Here is a 21,113-nt window from a genome sequence, read left to right as displayed (position 1 = left end):
ACACTAAAAACATCACGTATACAGGAGGAGACAGATATGATCATAGGGGTTCCTAAAGAGATAAAAAACAATGAAAACCGTGTCGCACTAACACCTGGAGGCGTTTCCCAGCTTATTTCAAACGGCCACCGGGTGCTGGTTGAAACAGGCGCGGGCCTTGGAAGCGGATTTGAAAATAAAGCCTATGAATCAGCAGGAGCGGAAATCATTGCCGAGCCGAAACAGGTGTGGGACGCCGAAATGGTCATGAAGGTAAAAGAACCGCTGCCGGAAGAATATGTCTACTTCCGCAAAGGACTTGTACTGTTTACGTACCTTCATTTAGCCGCCGAGCCTAAGCTTGCGCAAGCCTTGAAAGATAAAGGCGTTACGGCGATCGCATATGAAACAGTTAGTGACGGCCGGACATTGCCGCTTCTGACGCCAATGTCAGAGGTTGCAGGCAGAATGGCAGCGCAAATCGGAGCTCAATTCTTAGAGAAACCTAAGGGCGGAAAAGGCATTTTGCTTGCCGGAGTGCCAGGCGTTTCCCGCGGAAAAGTAACGATTATCGGAGGAGGCGCTGTCGGCACAAACGCGGCGAAAATGGCTGTCGGCCTTGGTGCAGACGTGACCATCATCGACTTAAACGCAGACCGCCTGCGCCAGCTTGATGACATTTTCGGCCATCAGATTAAAACGTTAATGTCTAATCCGGTCAATATTGCAGATGCTGTGGCAGAAGCGGATCTTCTCATTTGCGCAGTCTTAATTCCGGGGGCTAAAGCTCCGACTCTTGTCACCGAGGAAATGGTAAAACAAATGAAACCTGGTTCTGTGATTGTCGATGTTGCGATCGACCAAGGCGGCATCGTCGAAACTGTCGACCATATTACCACGCATGATCAGCCGACATATGAAAAACACGGCGTTGTCCACTACGCTGTGGCGAACATGCCGGGCGCTGTCCCTCGCACATCAACAATCGCGCTGACGAACGTTACTGTTCCATACGCGCTGCAAATCGCGAACAAAGGAGCAGTAAAAGCGCTCGCAGACAATGCGGCACTGAGAGCTGGTTTAAACACAGCAAACGGACACGTGACCTACGAGGCTGTGGCAAAGGATTTAGGATACGAGTATGTGCCTGCCGAGAAAGCTTTACAGGATGAGTCATCTGTAGCGGGTGCTTAATTCACATTAAGCTTGCAGAAAGATTTTCTGCAGGCTTTTTTCATCTTTTAAAAGGAAAAGAGGAACCCTTTCACGAACTAAAACGATGAACTTGATCATAAAGGAGGATTCATATGGCTGTTCAACAATATGGCGTTTTAAAAGGCATTGTCTTAGACATGAAGCGGGAAACAGATGATGACAGTCCCCATTTCCAAGTCAAAGTGCTCGGTGAAGAGAATACGTATTACAGGTGCGCCATCAATGTGATGTCCAGCTCTGAGGAATCTGAAGTATTGTATGTGGCTGACGATCAGTTTGATTCAAGCTCGATCACCATCCTTCCGAACATGCCGTATGGATATACAAAGATCAATGAAGCAAACCGTGAAATGGCGCTCGATTATGTGCGGGGCAATTTGTTTGATCCGCAGGGAATGAAACCTTTGCCTCATGAAATCACAGGGCCTGATAATGATTTAAATGATTTTATTGAAACGTATATGAAAAAAGCGCAAGAAGAGAAAGCGCCGGTTTATATATTCGGTTCAAAATTTGGGCCGGAGCAGGCTGCGGATAAAATATTCGGCTTTACTCCGACCAACGGCATGCACAATATCCATATGAATCAAGGGAATGCAATGGATAGCCGCTGGAAAAAAGACAATGGCGCTTGGCATGACGGAGGCATTCTGATACAATTTGCCGATCAATGGGCCGCTGTGTTTTTAGCATTTTTATCCCAATCTTGGTGTACGGATGAAAACGGAAACCCGGTCAGAGATTGTGATCATACCGAAACGTCTGCGTAAGATAGAAAAAGAGACTGCAGCGGCAGTCTCTTTCAGATTGCAGACAAAGTCCTAAAACGGTTTTTGTTTTAGGATTTTGTCATTTTTTCAGCGTGATTGAAAACCCTTGAAGTCTAGAAGCAAAAGAGACTGCGGCAAGCAGTCTCTTTTTTATGCTATTACACATTTCCAACAGGCTTTAAGCTGTTTGGCCTCATATCACTCCAATGCGATTGGATATAGTCCAGACAAGCTTCACGCCCTTTTTGCTCATGAACGACTGTCCAGCCGCTCGGCACATCTATAAATCCGGGCCATAGGGAATATTGGCCCTCTTCATTGATCAGCACCAAATATGTGCCATCCGCATTTTCAAAAGGATTTGCCATCTCTTTCTTCCCCCCTTATTTATTCATCTCTTCCAGTTTGACAGCGAGCACCTTGCCGATTTGAGCGAGCGGTGCCGGCTGACAAAGATCTTTATGGCGGCAGTCGATGTCGATTTGTTCAATGTGTCCGTTAATATAAGGCTTCCACGAATCCGGTTCAATCGGATCAAACCATTCAGGTATGATTGTTGATCTGAAAAACAAGACATTTCCACGGAAGGTTTTCGGCTTATATGAGCCTAAAATGCCGACAGAATTGACATACGTATTCTTCAGATTTAAAATGACCGATTCATCCAGACTCGCAAGCGCGCTGCCGTCACGGCGAAGAATCTCAATCGCCGTTTCAAAATCAAGCGGTTTGTCCCCTAAGCTGTCTGGATCGTACCCGCCTAACGCCAGAAGGGCAATAAGCGCTTCCTCATCATCCGGCGCCTCTTTTATGGGAAGGAAGTGGTTCGGATAGGCGTCCAGCATCACTAGTAGAGATACTTCTTCTCCATGATTTTGCAGCTGGGTGGCCATAGCTTGAACAACATTCCCGCCAAGGGACCAGCCCAGCAGATGATACGGGCCTTTCGGCTGGACCGTTCGGATTTGTTCAATATAATCGGCAGCCATGTCATCAAGCGATTTCGGAAGCTCCTCCCGCTCCCCGATTCCGCGTGCCTGCAAGCCGTAGATCGGATAATCTGTTCCTAAATTGGTCATCAAACCAGCATAGCACCAGCTGAGTCCGCCTGCCGGATGTACACAGAATAAAGGAAGCTTGTCTCCGCTTGTTCGGAGCGGCAGCAGAACATCGAGTGCGCTTTGGCTTGTGCCCATCTCAAGTCTTTCAGCAAGCCCGGCCACAGTCGGTGCTTCAAATAGGTTGCCGATGCTGAGTTCAACACCGAGCGCTTCACGAATGCGGCTCATCAGCTGAACAGCAAGCAAGGAATGTCCGCCTAAATCGAAGAAACGGTCATCAATACCGACACGCGGCAAGTGAAGCACTTCCATAAACAGGTCACAGAGGATTTCTTCCTGCGGTGTTCTCGGTCCGCGTCCTGTCACCGCCGCTGCGAAATCCGGAGCGGGCAGCGCTTTACGGTCAAGCTTTCCGTTCGGTGTCAGCGGCAATTCTTTCATCGTCACAAAGGCGGAAGGCACCATGTAATCCGGCAGTCTATCAGCAGCATATTTGCGCAGTTCCGCTGTATCAAACGTTTCTTTCGAAGGGATAACATAAGCTGCCAAACGTTTATCTCCCGGCTGATCCTCACGAACGATCACTGCCGCATCTTCAAGCTGTGAATGCTGAACTAGCGCGGCTTCAATTTCTCCCAGTTCAATCCGGAAGCCTCGAATTTTCACTTGGTGATCGGCACGGCCGACATAGTCGAGAGAACCGTCAGCGCGGAGGCGGGCCACATCCCCAGTGCGATACATCCGAGTGCCCGGAGGACCGAATGGATCAGCTATGAAGCGTTCCGCTGTTAAACCAGGCCGTCCCAGATAGCCTCTTGCTAATCCCGCTCCTGATACATACAGCTCTCCGGCAACACCCGGCGGAACCGGCTGCAAGCGCTCATCGAGCACATATACGCCAAGATCGGGAATCCCGCAGCCGATCAAACTGTTTGCCCGTAAAGCTGCAATGCTTCGGTCTAATTCGATATAGCTCACATGCACAGTCGTTTCAGTAATCCCATACATATTGATCAGCTTCGGTCTATTTTCAGGGTGGCGATTATACCAATCCTCTAAACGGCTGAGTTCAAGCGCTTCTCCGCCAAAAATGACATAGCGCAGACTGAGCGCCTGTCCGAAATCCGCCTGCTCCCGTTCCGCCTGCATCAATTGATAGAAAGCAGATGGTGTCTGATTCAGAACGGTCACACCTTCTTTGACAAGCAGGCGCAGAAACGCTTCCGGCGATCTGCTGACATGATGGGGCACGATCACAAGACGTCCGCCGTGCAGCAAAGGACCCCAAATCTCCCACACCGAAAAGTCAAACGCATAGGAATGGAACATGGTCCAGATATCGTCCGAGCTGAAATGGAACCAGTGGTCGGTCGCTGCAAATAAACGCGTTACGTTTTGATGAGGAATCATCACACCTTTTGGAACTCCCGTTGAACCGGATGTATAAATGACATACGCCGAATTCAAAGGAGAAAGCGGCTGAATCCGATCCGTATTATTCGGATTCTCAGAAGAGTATGTGTTTAGTTTCTCTTCCAGTTCCGGATCATCCAACACGATTTTCGGCACGTTTTCCGCTGACGGAATATGCTCCGCAACTTTTGTGTTCGTCATAATAAACGCGGGCTGTGCATCTTTCAGCATAAAAGCGATTCGGTCAGCCGGATAGTCCGGATCGAGAGGCAGATAAGCCGCGCCGGCTTTTAGAACCGCTAATAGCCCGACAGCCATCTCCAGTGATCGGGGCAGTGCTAATGCCACAAATTGCTCCGGCCCGACGCCTTCGCTGATCAGCATTCGGGCAAGCCGATTTGCTCTTTCATTCAGCTCTGCATAGCTCAGCGCCTGATCTTCATAAACAACGGCAATGGCATCTGGACTTAAAGCTGCCTGTTTCTCAAACTGCTCCGGCAAACTTACGTGCGGAATCTTTTCAGAAACACTTCGCCAATCTGTCACCATGCTGCTGCGCTCCTCCGGTGCAAGAATGTCCAGATTTCCGATTTGCTGGTCCGGATCAGACTCGGCAGCCTCCAGCAGGCGCATCAGACGGTCAGCAAGAGCCTGAGCAGTTTCCCGCTTGAAAAGATCAGTACTGTACTCGAGCAGTCCCTCCAATCCGTTTGGTGTCCCGTCAGCAAGCCGGTTTTCACTGATTTCCAGCGTCACATCAAACTTGGCAGAACCGACACTGTGGATCCGCAGGCTGCTTTCCATGTCAGGAAGATGCAGTTCAGCGTCTGGTGTGTTTTGGAACGCAAGCATAATTTGGAATAAAGGATGCGTCGCCCGTGAACGAGCCGGATTGAGCACCTCTACAAGTCTCTCGAACGGCAGGTCCTGATTTTCATAAGCTGCCAGATTCACTTCCCGTACTCTGTCAAGAAGCTGACGGAAGCTGGGGTCACCGGACGTATCGGTTCTGAGCACCAATGTATTGATAAACAGCCCCACAAGATCGCCCAGCGCATCATCATTCCGCCCCGCGATCGGACTGCCGATCGGGATATCAGTGCCCGCCCCGAGCCTTGTCAATAAAGCGGCCAGGCCGGATTGAAGCACCATAAACAGGCTCACCCTATTTGTACGAGCCAGCTCCTGCAATCGCTTGTGAAGCTCAGGCTCAATGCGAAAATGAATCGTATCCCCATCATGACTCGGCTCAGCCGGACGTGAATAATCGGTTGGCAGTTCAAGCTGATCAGGCAAATTCTTCAGGGTTTCTTTCCAGAAATCAAGCTGTCCGGCAATCAAACTATTTGGATCATCCCCGCTTCCAAGCAGTTCTTGCTGCCAAAGCGCATAGTCTGCATACTGCACAGCAAGGGGCGCCCATTCGGGATCTCTTCCGTGACAGCGAGCCGCATAAGCCGCCCCAAGATCACGGGTCAGCGGCGTTAAGGACCAGCCGTCCCCGACAATATGATGTACGAGGAGAAGCAGCACGTACTCGTCAGGACCGATGACAAAAAGCTCTGCACGAAAAGCAGGTTCAGCTGCAAGATCAAAACTGTAGCGCACAGCTTCGGCAAGCCGCTCAGAAAGCTCCTCCTCAGCAATTTCAGTAACATGTAAATCAGGCCGTGCTTGATCAGCCTCCAAAATATGCTGATAGGATGTCCCTTGTGATTCAGGGAAAATCGTCCGAAGGCTTTCATGGCGGCAGACGAGATCATATAGTGCCGCTTTCAGCACTTCTTGGTCCAGCTCACCCGACAGACGGACAGCAACCGGAATATTATAAGTAGGGCTCGGTCCTTCCAGACAATGGAGGAACCATAGCCGTCGCTGAGCAAAAGAAAGCGGGATATTATCAGGCCGCTCGGCTCTCTGCAATGCGGGCCGTGCACTCTGCGCCTGATCGAGATGTACAGCAAGTCCGGCGACTGTCGGTTCGTCAAAGAGCTTTGCGATACCGAGTTCGGCCCCCATTACCTCGCGAATACGGCTCATCAAACGGGCCGCAAGAAGAGAGTGACCGCCCAGCTCAAAGAAATTGTCATCAATGCCGACACGGGCCAAACCAAGAACCTCGGCAAACAAGTCACACAATATCTCTTCCTGAGGGGTCCGCGGTCCCCGATCGCTGACAGATGTGCTAAAATCAGGCGCTGGCAGTGCTTTTCGATCGAGCTTGCCATTCGGTGTTAATGGCAGTTCGTCCATCTCCACAAACGCCGCCGGCACCATATAATCAGGAAGACTGGCACCCACATAACGGCGAAGCTCAGCAATGTCAATAGCTGAAGCAGCGACTACATATGCGACTAACCGTTTGTCTCCCGGCTGATCTTCCCGAACGACAACAGCGGCCTGTTCGATGTCCGGATGCTTGGCAAGCACGGCATCAATTTCTCCAAGTTCAATTCGGAATCCGCGAATTTTGATTTGATGATCAGCCCGCCCGATATAATCCAAAGACCCATCAGTTCGCCAGCGGGCCTGATCTCCGGTTCGATACATCCGAGTCCCCGGCGGTCCGTATGGATCTGCGACAAAACGTTCGGCCGTTAAATCAGGCCGGTGGAAATAACCTCTAGCCAAGCCGGAGCCTGCAATATAAAGCTCTCCGACAACGCCCGGCGGCACCGGCTGCAAGCCGTTATCCAGCACATACACCTGCGTATTCCAAATCGGTTTGCCAATCGGCGGAACGCCCTTCACCCCTTTTTCAAGAAAAGCTGCGGCAGACCAAATTGTTGTTTCAGTAGGGCCGTATAAGTTCGTGACTGGACACTGAAGCTCTTGAAGCGCCTGCAAAAGACCGCTCGGCAGCGCTTCGCCTCCGACAAGCACTCTGAGCCCCCCAAGTTTCTCTGGTTCATTCGTCACTAAAGCATGCCATAGTGTCGGTGTCGCCTGCATGATATTGATATCAAAATATTCAATCATCTGAGCTAATGCCTGCGGCTCACGGATCGTTTCTTTCTTCGCGATCACGATTTGCGCCCCGCTGATAAGCGGAAGAAATAACTCCAATGCCGAAATATCAAAAGCGACAGTTGTCACAGCCAACAGTCTGTCTTCTTCTCCCAGAGAAAAAGCCTCCTGCATGGACAGCAGAAAATTGCTTAAGCTTTTCAGCGTAACAACGACACCCTTCGGCCTTCCTGTTGATCCTGAGGTATAGATGATATACGCAGGATGGGCAAGAGGAACCGATATATTCGGATTGTCAGGCGAATAGCGTTTAACAGCCTCCTGTGTAACAGCCTGATCAAGCACAAGCTGCGGTACTGCCATGTCATCAGGGAGACGGGCTGCTATTTCCTCAGTCGTTATGATGCATGAAGGTTTCGCATCCTCGAGCATGTAAGAAATTCGGTCGGCTGGAAACTCCGGATCAAGCGGAAGATACGCCGCACCAGTCTTTAATACAGCTAGCATCGAAGCTACCATCTCCGGAGAACGCGGCAGCGACAAAGCGACAAATTGCTCCGGACCAAGACCTTTTTCAATTAAAAGGTGCGCGAGGCGGTTTGCCTCCTCATTCAGTCCTTGATAGTTTACTTGAACGTCATCACATAGGAGAGCGATACGCTTTGGCGTAAGGATTGCCTGCTTCTCAAACATGTCCTGGAGGCTGAGCAGCTTCTCGGATTTTCCTGTCTCATTCCATTCACGAATGACTTGTTCTTTCTCCTCTGGTAATAGAAGCTCCATTTGCCCAATCAGCATATCCTCCCCGGCTGAAGCCGTTTGCAGCAGCTGCAAGATACGCTGCTGATGGAGCTGAATATCAAACTCGCTGTATACCTCTGGATTCGCATCAACATCTATCCGCAACCCGCTGCCGTCCGTTCTGTCATAGACATTGATTGATAGATCATCAACAGGACCGGCTGAAAGGTTATGCGTTGTTCCTCGGGCCCCGGCAAAGTCAAGACCGTAATCAAATGGCATGAGATTGATTTGCGGGCCAAACAATCTATGGTTTTCTCCTATCAATTTCAGATCGCGCCGAAGCTCTTCATGGCGATACTTATGATGTCGCCGGATACTGCGGATTTCCCGGGAAATTTGCTGAATAAGCTCTGAAAAGCTCATCGAAGAGCTGACAGACAGCCGGAGCGGGAGAAGATTCATCACCATAGCCGGCACATTCAATGATGCGGACCCTATCCGTCCCATCATAGGCAGACCGAGCACAATATCCTCAGAGCCGGTCATACGGTGCACATAAACAGCCGACACCGCAACCACGACTTCATGCCAGCTTCCTGAGAAATAGCGCGCCGCTTCTTTTAACGCGTTTACATCAGATAGAGGCAAATACGCCGTATGACGAAGAAAGCTGTTAGATGTTCTTGGGGCCCGATCAGCCAAACTCACAACTTCAGGGCCATCAGCAAAACGATCCAGCCAGAATTGACGATCCTTCTCATACTGCTCTGATGCGCGATAATCTGCATCCTCCTCTAATATGGCCTGAAGAGCCCCAAAGGAACGGCCATCAGTTGATTGTCCTTTCATAAGCGCGGCATACGTACTTGCCACGCGCTGAGCAATCAGGGAAAAGCCGAAGCCGTCGATCGCAATATGGTGAATGCGCTGATACCAAAAGAAACGATCAGGCCCGGCTATAAACAGAGCTTCATTGAACAAAGGGTCATATCCTAAATCGATCGGCTTTGCCAAATCTTTCTTCATCCAGTTTAATGCTGTTTTTTCCGGATCAGGCTCAGAGCTGACGTCAATGATGTGCAGCTGTACATCCGGAGACGGATTTATCTTTTGCCAAGGCCCATCCATCTTTTCACCGAAGCGGACATGCAGCGATTCCGCTTCCTTTATCACGTGCCGCAAAGCTTCTTCAAAAAGAGCAATATTGATTGGTCCATTGATTTCTATATATTCCGCTGTATTGTAGATTGGATTGTCCGGATCAAGCTGCTGAGCAAACCATATGCCGGTTTGCGCTCCGGTCAAAGAATATTGAAGGTCTTTTGTATCAGGCATCCGTTTGTTTACCCTCCCTTTATAAATAATCCGCGTTTGGCAGCACTTGCTGGCTGCGGGTTGTGAGCAATTTTTGCCATTCTTCGATCGTCGGGCGTTCAGCCAGTTCCACGAATGTCACCTCGGCTCCTTCGCGGCGCCATTGTTCTACTAATGTCATGATCCTTACCGAATCAAGCCCACGGTCGAGCAAATCCTCTTGATCTGCAATATCTTCAGGTGTTTCTTGAAGAAGCTCAGCGATTTGTTTACGGATATTCTCACATGTAAACACTGCTTTGCCAGTTGTCACTGACGTTTTCTGAGCAGGTTCAGGCGCATTCTTCAGCTGATCGAGAAGACTGTCGGTCATCACGGTAAACGCGCAGCGCCCAGCCGCATAGTCCAGCGCCATTTGATGTTTTTCTAATGAAAAATCAGCAACTGCATCTCCCACAAAAAATGCTTCGATATCCTCCATAAATGCTTCACATGCTGTAACGAGACAGCCAATATGGGCGTAAATCCCAGAAATGATCAGCTGATCGCGCCCCTCTTTTCTCATAATCTCAAGCAGATTCGTTCTCTTAAACGCGCTGTATCTCCATTTTGTCAGCACGATATCATCATCATCCGGTGACAGCTCGTTTACAATTTTCTCCTCATAAGGGCCGCTGTTTAATCCCGGACCCCAAAAGTCTGTCAGCAGCGCCCGATCAGCCGGATTTTGGCTTCCCGGCTGCGCAGTATAGACAACAGGAATCCTCAGCTGGGCACATTGGTCCTTCAACTTGCGTATATTCGCTGAAAGCTCTGTTACCGGAGACGCTCCCGCTGTGAAAGCATCGACAAAATAGTTTTGCATATCGTGTATTAACAAAACTGCCCGATTGGGATCAGGCACCCATGAAACTTTATTTTTCGGCATATCAGACGCTGTCGGCATTTGATACGGCTGAATGGCAGGTATAGCCATTTGAACACTTCCTCTCAACTTGTTGTTTGTTTTATTTTTTTGAACCTGCAAGAAGCTTCTCGGCAATGGCTTCACGAAGCGCTTTTTTGCTGACTTTTCCTACCCCTGTCTGCGGGAAGGATTCGACAAATTCAATGCGGTCGGGGATTTTGTATGCAGCCAGTCCGCGCTCTCTCAAAAAGGCTTTAAGCTCTGCGGCTTTCAGCCCTTCATCCCGGGGAATAATGAACACACAAGATCTTTCGCCAAGAAATTGGTCAGGCATTGAGACCATTGCGGCATCATGGACAGCCGGATGTGCCAGAAGATGATTTTCAACTTCTTCAGCCGCCACTTTTTCTCCCCCTCGGTTAATTTGATCCTTCGCTCTGCCTTCAACGACAATATAGCCGTCTGCTGTCAGCCTGACGATATCACCCGTGCGGTAAAAACCGTCCTCAGTAAAAGAAGCGGCATTATGCTCATCTGCCTTATAGTAACCCCGAATCGTATACGGCCCCCGCGTCAGCAGATGCCCTGTTTCACCAGGTTTCACGTCACGATCCTGATCATCCCAAACACGCACTTCGTCATATGGGGACATCGGTTTTCCCTGGGTGTTGACAATGACTTCCTCAGGGTCATCCAGTCTCGTATAATTGACGAGACCCTCTGCCATTCCGAACACCTGCTGCAGCGTGCAACCGAAAACAGCTTTAACCTTGCGCGCAGCTTCAGCACTGAACTTGGCGCCGCCGACCTGCAGCACTTGAAGGCTGGATAAATCGTCATCGCGTGAAGATGCGGCATCCATCCATACCATTGCAAGGGGCGGAACAAGAGCGGTAATCGTGACTTGTTCCCGTTCAATCAAAGGAAACGCGTCATCAGGACTTGGAGAAGGAGATAATACCACTCTTCCTCCGGCATACAACACGCCGAGAACCCCGGGAGAGCTCAGCGGGTAATTGTGCGCCATCGGCAATGCTGCCAAGTATACCGTACTGTGATCGAGCCAGCAGACCTCTGCACTCCGCCGCAGACTGTATATGTAGTCATCGTGAGTCCGCGGGATCAGTTTTGATAAGCCGGTGCTTCCTCCAGAAAGCTGAAGGAACGCCACATCCGAAGAGCTGACTTCAGGCAGTTTCACAGGTTCTGTATGCAAATCCTCCAGCGGCAAAAATTCCTCTGCTTCACCTGCGACAATGACGTGTTTCAAAGACGGCAGCTTGCTTTGAACCTGTCTGGCAAGTGAACGGTAGTCAAAACCGGAATAAGAGTCTGGAATGATGTAAGCAGCCGCTTCAGCAAACTCGCAAAAATATGTAATTTCACTGCTTCGATGAGAAGGCAGTGCAAAGACTGGGAGCGCCCCCAAACGGAAGAGCGCGAAAATGACCTCAAAAAACTCTGCGATATTCGGGAGCTGTACTACGACACGATCCATCTGTTGAATGCCGAGCTTTTGAAATCCGGCAGCCAGACGATCAACCCTTATGTCAAGCTCTTGATAGCTCCAATGGGTGTTTCCGCATGTAATGGCGATGCGATCACCATGTTTGGCAGCCCTGCCCCTTAACATATCTCCAAACGTCTCGCCGGCCCAGCAGCCGTTCTTCCGATATGTCTCAGCTACCCCATCAGGCCAAGGAGTAAATCCATTCAGCATGTTGTATCCCTCCAGCAATTCATTCTGATCATATATGATTCACGCCCATTGCCCGCAGCATTGTCTGAAACTTCGCGGATGTCTCCTGAAGCTCGTCCTCTGGTTTTGAGCCGGCAACAACACCTGCTCCTGCATACAGTCGAAGTGAGCGTTCTTCTGCCTCTGCGCAACGAATCGTAACGATCCATTCTCCGTCACCCGCGTCATCACACCAGCCGACCATGCCGGTAAAGAAACCGCGGTCAAACGGTTCAATGCTGAGAATCGCTTCTCTTGCAAGATCAGTCGGTGTTCCGCAGACGGCCGGCGTCGGGTGGAGCGCCGCTGCCAATTCCAGTGCGGTCACCGACGGATCGGACAGCTCTCCCTTAATCACGCTGGACAAATGCCACATCGTCTCCGTTTTGATCAGTGAAGGTTTCTCCGGAACATCCAGCGTCCGGCAGAAAGGCCGGAGCGCTGCCGCAACCGCGTCAGCCACAACCGCATGCTCATGGAGATCCTTAGCGGACGAAAGCAATTCGGCAGCCCGGCGCTGGTCTTCAGCCGGATCATCACTGCGAGGCCTTGAGCCGGCTAATGGATTGGAAACGACCTGAGTTCCCCTTCTTGAAACGAGAAGCTCCGGACTTGCACCGAGCAAAGTTCGGCTCGACGACGCTTCCGCTTGTCTGGACACGTCTGCGGCAAACGTGTAGCCATGCGTATTATGCTGCGCCAGATGTCTAAGCAGTTCATCCGTCTGAATCGGTTCAGACGATGTCAAATGCAGCGATCTGGACAGGACAATCTTGCTGAGTGTCCCATCGGCAATGCGCGCCAGTCCTTGTTCGACACCATTTTTATACCCTTCCGGTGCAGGAACAGGCTCTATGTGGTATGTATGCTCAGGCTGCTGCTCCTTCTCCGCATAATCAAATTGAAGCGGTCCAGACCAGCACACTTCTTCAGGAACAACAAGCCGCGCTGCTTTTACATGATCAAAAGGAACGGCTCCGACAACAAGCGGACGGCTTTGCCCCGACTGCTTTGCTTGACGCAGGGTCTCTGCAATACGGCCGGAAAGGGTTTCTATTTGGTTGTGCCCTTCTGCCTCCGGTACGATTTCACTAATGCCTTTCGCTAACAGCACGCGATGGGGAGAAGCTAAGAAAAAAGCACCCGGCTGATACTCATGAAGCAACTGCTCCGCTTTTGTTCCTGGTACAACGTTTTGTTCCAACATTCTCATGAACCTCCTTTAAAATGAGTTATACGCCTAAGGTCGCGCCGCCATCTACACATAAATTATGCATCGTAATATGCCCCGACTGGTCAGAAACCAAAAAGAGCACGGCATCCGCAATATCCGAAGGCTGAGCCATTTTTTTGAGCGGGATTCCCGTCTTAAATGTCTCAAGTGATCCTTTTATGACTTGCTCAGCTCCATTTTCATCGGCCCATAATGACCACTGCATGTCTGTTTCGGTTGATCCGGGAGATACAATATTGCATCGGATATGATATTCTGCAAGCTCAAGGCCAAGACATTTCGTAAACATCACAGCAGCAGCCTTTGAAGAGGCATATGCCGCCATTGATGTCCTCGGCACACCGGCAGCATTCGATCCGACCGTTACAATCGAACCCGATCTCCGGTCCATCATATATTTGCTGACTGAACGCGAGACGTTAAACACGCCGGTCGAATTCACTGAGAACGTGGCCTCCCATTCCTCATCACTAAGTGTATGGATTAGCCCCGGGCGAAGGACACCCGCTACATTCACCAAAATATCGATCGGCCCCATTTCACGTTCGATGCGGGCCGTGATGTCGTCAATCGCCGCGCTGTCTCTCACATCCGCGGGAAAGTCTTCCGCATGGCAGCCATCTGTTTTGAGACTGTCCACAACCTTTTGCAGCTTTTCAGGATGATAATCAACTGCCGCAATGTGTGCGCCTTGACTGGCAAGCGTCCTAGCAACAGCTTCACCTATCCCTTGGGCAGCTCCTGTTATCAAAGCAATTTTGCCCTCTATACCCTTTGCATTCATGTCATCAATTCCTTTCTTCGCTTATGCCGGACGGACATCCAGCGAAAAAAACTGCTGCGCCTTGAAAAGAAAAGCACAATTTAGTGATAATGATTATCATTATCAATTATAAAAATAATCATATCCAATTGTCATGTGACAGTCAAATATAATTTCAATGACGAATATTTTATATATAGAAGCGAGGCTGAGAATGTCTCAGCCCATTGACATATGCGGTCCGTCAGGGTGAAGCGCAAAACGCAGCGCCCTGCTGACCAAAACAGGAAGAACTGAAATATGCCCTTCTCCTGAAAACTCGCAAAATTCTGCCCGCATGCCTTGTTCAGATAAAGCGGCCAGCCGTTCGTAAAGCTCCCTCGCATTATCATTTATCCGGCTTTTATGATGCTGCTCCAATTCACCTGCAGCAAGCAGGATATTGATAGGCCGATTGTTTTTCTTGAAGCGGGAGGCGAAATGGCCCGTTTTCTCGAGAATAAATGGCTTATTCCAATGAATAGACGGACTTCCCGCGACATACGTATGAAACGCATCCGGCGCTGTTAACAGCACCTGCAGCACGAACAGACCGCCAAGCGAGTGGCCAAAGATCGTTTGTCTGTTTCTGTCAATCTGGTAATCTCGTTCTATCTCCGGTTTTAGATCCTCCTCAATAAATCTGAAAAAGCCCTCTGCCCCGCCATGCTCCGGCCATTCTTTGCCGTCGGGTCTTTCCGGCAGCTTCGATTGAGCCGTCGGCATTGTAAAATCCCGGTGACGCGCTGAGGAGAACGGTTCTGCTGTCTCATAACCAATGCCGACGATCACAGCAGGGATCACTCCGGTTTTTTCAGGACGGCGCCCCTGTATTCGAACAGCTTCCGCCATCGTTCCAAAGACAGAATTGGCATCCAGCAGATAAATAACCGGATAACCAGCGGGCGGCGGCGGGGTACTCGGTTTCGAAATGAAAATTTGGTAGGCACGGTTTTCATTGCGTGAAGATATCATACGCACTTCCGTCCCAGGAATGGTAAATGCGTTTTGCGTCCCGCCTTTCACTCTGTCTGTTGTTTTCTCATTCATGCAGTACGACATTCCTCTCCTTAAACTAAATCGCAATATATGATAATGATTTTCACTATCAACTAGACAACTCAAATAATAGGTTTTCTTCCAAAGAAAGTCAACTTTTTTCCAATTAAAAAAGGCACCTTCATCAAATAAGGTACCTAAAGGCTATTTATATGGAAATAAAAACCGGATAAAGATGCAGATTGTCCTACCTAAAATAGAACCTTAATCCCATGTAAATCTTTGATTTTGCCAAGGATCGCCTCTCATGTGATAGCCGTTCTGCTCCCAAAAGCCAGGGTGATTCTCTTTCGTAAATTGGATGCCGCGCAGCCACTTGGCGCTTTTCCAAAAATACAGATGCGGAAATACGCCCCGCAGCGGGAAGCCGTGTTCAGGCGTTAAAGGCTCGCCATTATGCGCATAAGCCAGGAGCGATGTTTCAGCCATGAAATCATCAAGCGGGAGATTGGTCGTCCAGCCCTCTTCCGCATGTAAAATGACGTAGCCCGCTTCTTCTTTTACACCCGCTTTTTCCGCTATATCGCGAGCCCGCACGCCTTGCCACACATTATCAAGCCTTGACCAGCCAGTGACGCAGTGAATGTCATTTTTCGATTCGTACTGAGAAAAGGCCTTAACATCTTCGAAACTCAACAGCATCGGCTGGTCAACCAATCCATATACTTGCAGATTCCATTTGGTCATATCTTCGTAATATGGGACATTTCCAGTATGAAGCACAGGAAATGAGGTTGTGACGTTTTGATTTGGCGGCACTCTCCCAGATTGGTCAGTCTGTTTTGTTTTTCCGAAATACATATAGAGCCCTCCTTTTTGTTAACCTTATTTCAATTTATGTTGACAATATATCCGTTCTTTATTACTCTATGATTGTGTATGTCAACCTAAGGGGGAACAACAATGAAACAACAAAAACTTCGTGCCGGAGATATGGCGCTGATCGGCATGTTCGCCGCACTTATGACTGTCGGCGCCAACATTACATCAGTGGCACCCTTTTTACAAGTAGCCGGCATTCCGCTTTCAATGCAGCCATTCTTCTGTATTTTGGCGGGTTTGTTGCTCGGCAGCAAACGAGCAGGGATTGCCATGATTGTATATGCGCTTGTCGGATTGGCCGGAGCGCCTGTGTTTGCTCAATTTTCAGCGGGCTTCGCACCGTTTGCCGGAAAAAGCGGCGGATTTATTCTCTCATACATCCCAGCGGCGTATGCAGCTGGATGGTTTTTAGAACGCAAAATACAGCCGAGCAACATCCGATTTTTGATGGCTTCTCTTATCGGAACCGCCATCATGTATATCATCGGGACTACCTATATGTATCTTGCGCTGAAGCTGTGGATTCATACGCCAGTGAGCTACGGCACGGCTTGGGGCTTTATGACTTGGTTTATGGTCAAAGACACGGCGCTGGCTGTGGTGCTGGCGTTTATCGCACCTGCGATCTACCGCTCTATTCAAAAAGCAACCGGCTTTAATAGAAATCACATATCGTCCACATAAAAAATCATTCTCTTGGACGGTTTTTTTATCATAACGAGAAAAGGCTCCCCAGTAAAGGAGAGCCTTTTTCCTATAAAACAATCGCCGCAATCCAGCCGAAGATGATAAGCGGAATATTATAAAATAAAAATGTCGGCACACAAGTGTCCCAAATGTGGTGATGCTGGCCGTCCGCACTCAAACCTGAAGTCGGTCCAAGTGTACTGTCGCTGGCAGGTGATCCGGCATCACCGAGCGCAGCAGCCGTTCCGATAATCGCAACCGTTGCCATCGGGCTGAAGCCGAGCTGCATGCAAAGAGGCACAAAGATCGTTGTGATAACTGGAATCGTCGCAAAAGAAGAACCGATTCCCATAGTAATAAACAAACCGACAATCAGCATCAGCAATGCGCCCACTAACTGGCTGTTCCCCATAATGCCAGCTGCTGTTTTAACCAGTGACTCTACATCTCCGGTTTTCGTCAATACATTTGAAAACCCGGCTGCAACGAGCATGACAAAACCGATAAAAGCCATTAAAACCATTCCGTCAGTAATCAGTGAGTCCGCTTCATCACGCTTCATCACACCGCTGACAAACAGAATGATCAGACCTGCCAGCGCCCCCATAATCATCCCTTCTACTCCCAAAGTCTGAGATAAATAGAGCTGAACGCCGAGTGACACTGCGATGGCAAGAACCGCGATGGCCAGGCTTTTTTTTGTATATGGAGAAGCATTCGTACTAGATATTTCTTTTGTTTCGTATGTTTTCGGTTTACGGAAGACGATGATTGAGATAATCAAACCTACAACCATACCCGCAACCGGGATCATTAAAGCGTAAGGAATATCACCGAGAGATACGTTTAATCCGGCAGCTTCTGCATTATCCTTGAGCATGCCTTGGAAGATTTGGCCGAAACCGACCGGCACTAAGATATAAGGCGCCGTTAAACCGAATGTAATCACACACGCAATCAGACGGCGGTCCATTTCAAGTTCATTAAAGATTTTCAAAAGCGGCGGAATCAGCACCGGGATAAATGCGATGTGAACCGGAACCACGTTTTGCGAAAAGCAAGATATGATTAAAATAATCAGAACAATCAGCACTTTGGACAGTGCTTTTTTGCGGGTGTCTTCTTTATTTCCGATCAATTTAACGGAGGCTTCCACCATTGCGTCCGGAAGACCTGTTTTCGTTAAAGCCGCAGCAAACGCGCCAAGCATGGCGTAGCTGACTGCAACGGTGGCATTTCCTCCGAGCCCGTCTGTAAAAGCTTTAACCGTTTCTCCAAGCCCGAGCCCGCCTGTTAACCCGCCGGCAAGGGCCCCTATGATTAATGCGATAACGATATTGACACGCAGCAGGCTTAAAACAAGCATAAGCAGCACTGCGATGACGACTGCATTCATGATAACCCTCCAAAAAAATCCTTTAGTTTGCTAATGTAGTAGATAAATAAAGTACGAACGTATCGTATCATAATCGCTACACTTTAGTCAACTAAAGATTTTGGAAGAAAAAATCCCCGCTGCATTCCGCAGCAGGGGTCCATCATTATTCGCTTTTATCTTCTTCCAATGTAAATCGCTCCGCCAGTGTGGCAAGTGTTCTGGCCATAACGCCGGTAGCCCCGGACGGCCCGAAGCAGGTTGCTTTATTTGAAGTCGCCGTGCCCGCAATATCAAGATGCACCCAAGGCGTTGCTTCGGCAAATTCACCAAGAAACGTTCCTGCCATAATCGCATGTCCTTCGCGTCCCGGCGAATTGCTGAGATCCGCCATTTGGCTGCTTTTCACACGTTTTTTATCCTTCTCTGTTATCGGCAGCTGCCAGATCGCCTCTCCGCATTCTTCCGCAGCATCAGCTACCTGCTGATAAAAGCTGTGATCATTTGTCATAGCTCCTGTCGTTTCTGTCCCTAATGCCACAACAACTCCGCCGGTTAACGTAGCTACATCCACAAGAACTGATGCCCCATGCTGTTTCGCATATGTAATGCCATCTGCAAGCACAAGCCTTCCTTCAGCATCCGTATTGAGGATTTCAATGGTTTTTCCGCTTAATGATACGATCACATCATCGGGCTTCATCGCCCCTCCGGAGATCATGTTATCGGTTGACGGAATGACAGCCAGCACGTTTTGCTCGGGACGAAGCTCTCCGATCGTTTCCATTGCGCCAAGAACCGCAGCTGCTCCTCCCATATCAGATTTCATGCCGACAATTCCAGATTTCGTTTTAATGGAGTAGCCGCCTGTGTCAAAGGTAATCCCTTTTCCGACAAGTCCGACGACATCTTCCCATTCCTTTTTGCCCTGATACTTCAAAACAAGCATTTTCGGGGGTTCGGCCGAGCCTTGGTTTACAGCAAGTATTCCGCCCATACCGAGCTCTTCCATCTCTGATTTCTCCAATATCTCACACTCAAAATCATATTTCGCCGCAAGCTCTTCTGCATAAGAAGCGAGGTCAGTCGCTGTCAGCATGTTTCCCGGCATATTCACTAGCGTTCTAGCCGAATTTGCCCCTTGCCCGTATGCCTGGCCGACGCGAAGTCCCGCCTGCACTTCTTGTGTGTCTTCATCTGTGACGGCGTACACGGCTTCGATTTGTTTGTCCGGCTCATTTGATTTGTGCTTATAATCCTGCACCTCATAGGATGCAAGCAGGCAGCTCTCAGCTAAAGCATGCGCGGCATCGGCTGCAGGCACGTCTTCCGAAATAAACGTGTCAAGCAGGACAGCCGCTTCTTGTTTCCGGTCTTTATGAATCGCTTGAAAAACATGGGCAAAACATTCCTTCGCCTGTTCAAACGAATAATTGGCTTCTCTCCCCAGACCAACGAAATAAATTCGTTTCATACCCGCAGAGGATGGAGGGAATACTTTTGATACTTGATTTGGTTTCGAAGAGACATCACCATCTTTCAAAAGCTGTGTCAGATGCCCTTCCAGCATTTCATCCATTTCCAGCGCTTTGCCTGACAGCTGGCTTTTTTGAAAAAGTCCAACCACAAGGGTTTCCGTATGCTCTAATTGCTGAATCGCATAAAACATATGCTTACACTCCTAACGTAATGGGTATTTGTTATGAACAATGGTATAATAGGAAAAACATTCTTTCCATTACACTTATTTTATCAAACAACAGTCTAAGACTTGTTTTTTTCTTTTGAAACACGAAGGATTTTTTCAAATAGAAAGGATGTCGCCAATGGAACTTTTAACAAATTTCCCTTTATTATCAAGCCTGGCCGCGATTGTTTTTGCTCAGGTCATCAAAGTGCCCATACAGTTTATCGCATCCAGAAAACTGGACTGGACGCTGGTAACAAGCACAGGCGGCATGCCGAGCTCCCACTCCGCAGCGGTTACCGCGCTTTCTACAGCTGTAGCCTTGGAGCATGGACTAAGCTCCTCTCTATTTGCAGTTTCCGCTATTTTCGCCGTCATTACCATGTTTGACGCAACTGGCGTCAGACGGCATGCCGGTGAGCAGGCAACAGTCATCAATAAGCTTGTCATTGATTTTAACCGCTTCGTGAGTGAAGCAAAGGACTTCCCGAAAGCCAAAGAAAAAGAAAAGCAAAAAAAGCTGAAGGAACTTCTCGGACACCAGCCGATCGAGGTTTTTTTCGGAGGTTTAACAGGTATCTTACTAACATTGATACTCGCTTACTTATTCATGTAAAAAGCGCTCCAGCCGTGGCTGGAGCGTTTTATTCTTTCACTGTTTTATATTGATTTCTGAACACTTGCAAAGATTTCGTTTCATTGAGCTTATCAAGCTCATCCTCGGTGACCTTTCCCGTTCCTTTTTTAATCACATATACATCAAGGGTTTTTTTGCCCCATTCATTGTACACATCTTTGACGGTTTCAAAGTACAAATCAAGGCGGTTTCCCTTAATAGCCGATCCTGTGTCTGCCACAACTCCAAGACCGTAGTTCGGAATGAATAAAATCGTGCCGATCGGGAAAACGGACGGATCTGCGGCAACCGTGGAGTATAAATCCCGTTTTACTTTCACACCTGAATATGTAAGCCCGTATAATGGGTCACCGGGCTTTTTTCCCGTCGATTCAGCTCCTGCCGTGTAGCCTGTTGCTGTTACTTTTTGGACCGGATACTCGTTCCAATCAAAAGCTTCTTCTAACGGTTTTGTTTTATCCTTGTCCGCGGACATGGTTTGTGTTTTTTTCTGCTGCAATGCTTTTAATGTCAGTCCTGCATGCTTCAAGTGCTTTTCTTGATGTTCCTGCACCCATTTCGACAAGTCCTTCGCTTCGATTCCTGACACTGATAAAAGTGTCGTGCCAAATGCAAGCAGAAATAAACAGGTCATCAGCAAACGTCTGATCATATTCAACATCATCCACCTCTCCTCCGAATCATTGTTCCCAATTGGAGAGA

At 49.0% G+C, this 21,113-nt stretch carries 15 protein-coding genes; 4 read left to right on the top strand and 11 right to left on the bottom strand.

Annotation, left to right across the window (positions count from 1 at the left end; all coding sequences use genetic code 11):
- Positions 1-36 precede the first annotated feature (36 nt).
- Together ald and ACMX2I_RS05345 are read left to right on the top strand one after the other, a co-directional pair.
- A complete protein-coding gene (gene ald, locus ACMX2I_RS05350) occupies positions 37-1,173 on the top strand; it encodes an alanine dehydrogenase (RefSeq protein ID WP_394716301.1) in 1,137 nt (378 codons plus the stop codon).
- A gap of 113 nt (positions 1,174-1,286) precedes the next feature.
- A complete protein-coding gene (locus tag ACMX2I_RS05345; protein ID WP_414956393.1) occupies positions 1,287-1,964 on the top strand; it encodes a DUF2278 family protein in 678 nt (225 codons plus the stop codon).
- 158 nt (positions 1,965-2,122) lie between these two features.
- Here the strand turns inward: ACMX2I_RS05345 and ACMX2I_RS05340 are convergent, their stop codons facing one another.
- The 8 genes from ACMX2I_RS05340 to ACMX2I_RS05305 all read right to left on the bottom strand — a co-directional run bounded on the left by ACMX2I_RS05340 (position 2,123) and on the right by ACMX2I_RS05305 (position 16,004).
- Positions 2,123-2,332 carry an MbtH family protein gene (locus tag ACMX2I_RS05340; RefSeq protein WP_148963982.1) on the bottom strand — a complete coding sequence of 70 codons (210 nt, stop codon included), beginning with the start codon at positions 2,330-2,332 and terminating at the stop codon, positions 2,123-2,125.
- A 15-nt stretch (positions 2,333-2,347) separates the two neighbouring features.
- On the bottom strand, positions 2,348-9,484 hold the full coding sequence (locus tag ACMX2I_RS05335; protein ID WP_414956392.1) for an amino acid adenylation domain-containing protein: 7,137 nt from the start codon (positions 9,482-9,484) through the stop codon (positions 2,348-2,350).
- Positions 9,485-9,503: 19 nt separating this feature from the next.
- A complete protein-coding gene (locus ACMX2I_RS05330; RefSeq protein WP_414956391.1) occupies positions 9,504-10,439 on the bottom strand; it encodes an isochorismatase family protein in 936 nt (311 codons plus the stop codon).
- Positions 10,440-10,470: 31 nt separating this feature from the next.
- Positions 10,471-12,090, bottom strand: a complete 1,620-nt coding sequence (locus ACMX2I_RS05325) for a (2,3-dihydroxybenzoyl)adenylate synthase (protein ID WP_414956390.1) — start codon at positions 12,088-12,090, stop codon at positions 10,471-10,473.
- A 28-nt stretch (positions 12,091-12,118) separates the two neighbouring features.
- Positions 12,119-13,315: an isochorismate synthase DhbC gene (gene dhbC / locus ACMX2I_RS05320; protein WP_414956389.1), complete on the bottom strand. Its 1,197-nt coding sequence runs from the start codon at positions 13,313-13,315 to the stop codon at positions 12,119-12,121.
- A 25-nt stretch (positions 13,316-13,340) separates the two neighbouring features.
- A complete protein-coding gene (locus ACMX2I_RS05315) occupies positions 13,341-14,126 on the bottom strand; it encodes a 2,3-dihydro-2,3-dihydroxybenzoate dehydrogenase (protein ID WP_414956388.1) in 786 nt (261 codons plus the stop codon).
- A 198-nt stretch (positions 14,127-14,324) separates the two neighbouring features.
- Positions 14,325-15,194 (bottom strand): ferri-bacillibactin esterase BesA, encoded by an 870-nt coding sequence (besA, locus tag ACMX2I_RS05310; protein WP_414956387.1) that lies wholly within the window; start codon positions 15,192-15,194, stop codon positions 14,325-14,327.
- A 213-nt stretch (positions 15,195-15,407) separates the two neighbouring features.
- A complete protein-coding gene (locus ACMX2I_RS05305) occupies positions 15,408-16,004 on the bottom strand; it encodes a sulfite oxidase-like oxidoreductase (protein WP_087993301.1) in 597 nt (198 codons plus the stop codon).
- A 102-nt stretch (positions 16,005-16,106) separates the two neighbouring features.
- On the opposite strand from ACMX2I_RS05305, the gene ACMX2I_RS05300 reads away from it, so the two are divergent.
- On the top strand, positions 16,107-16,709 hold the full coding sequence (locus tag ACMX2I_RS05300; RefSeq protein ID WP_414956386.1) for a biotin transporter BioY: 603 nt from the start codon (positions 16,107-16,109) through the stop codon (positions 16,707-16,709).
- A gap of 70 nt (positions 16,710-16,779) precedes the next feature.
- Here the strand turns inward: ACMX2I_RS05300 and ACMX2I_RS05295 are convergent, their stop codons facing one another.
- On the bottom strand, positions 16,780-18,108 hold the full coding sequence (locus ACMX2I_RS05295) for a Na+/H+ antiporter family protein (RefSeq protein WP_087993303.1): 1,329 nt from the start codon (positions 18,106-18,108) through the stop codon (positions 16,780-16,782).
- A 145-nt stretch (positions 18,109-18,253) separates the two neighbouring features.
- Positions 18,254-19,756, bottom strand: a complete 1,503-nt coding sequence (locus ACMX2I_RS05290; protein WP_087993304.1) for a leucyl aminopeptidase — start codon at positions 19,754-19,756, stop codon at positions 18,254-18,256.
- Positions 19,757-19,913: 157 nt separating this feature from the next.
- Here ACMX2I_RS05290 and ACMX2I_RS05285 point away from each other — a divergent pair, with 157 nt between their 5' ends.
- Positions 19,914-20,390 carry a divergent PAP2 family protein gene (locus tag ACMX2I_RS05285; RefSeq protein ID WP_414956385.1) on the top strand — a complete coding sequence of 159 codons (477 nt, stop codon included), beginning with the start codon at positions 19,914-19,916 and terminating at the stop codon, positions 20,388-20,390.
- Between the two features lie 28 nt (positions 20,391-20,418).
- On the opposite strand, the gene spsC is transcribed toward ACMX2I_RS05285, so the two are convergent.
- On the bottom strand, positions 20,419-21,075 hold the full coding sequence (spsC, locus tag ACMX2I_RS05280) for a stationary phase survival protein SpsC (RefSeq protein ID WP_148963994.1): 657 nt from the start codon (positions 21,073-21,075) through the stop codon (positions 20,419-20,421).
- Between the last annotated feature and the right edge of the window lie 38 nt (positions 21,076-21,113).

The organism is Bacillus sp. SW14 (assembly GCF_047608225.1).
Taxonomy (GTDB): domain Bacteria; phylum Bacillota; class Bacilli; order Bacillales; family Bacillaceae; genus Bacillus; species Bacillus subtilis_G.
Note: the sequence above shows the minus strand (reverse complement) of the source record. Positions and strands in the feature narration are given on the sequence as shown.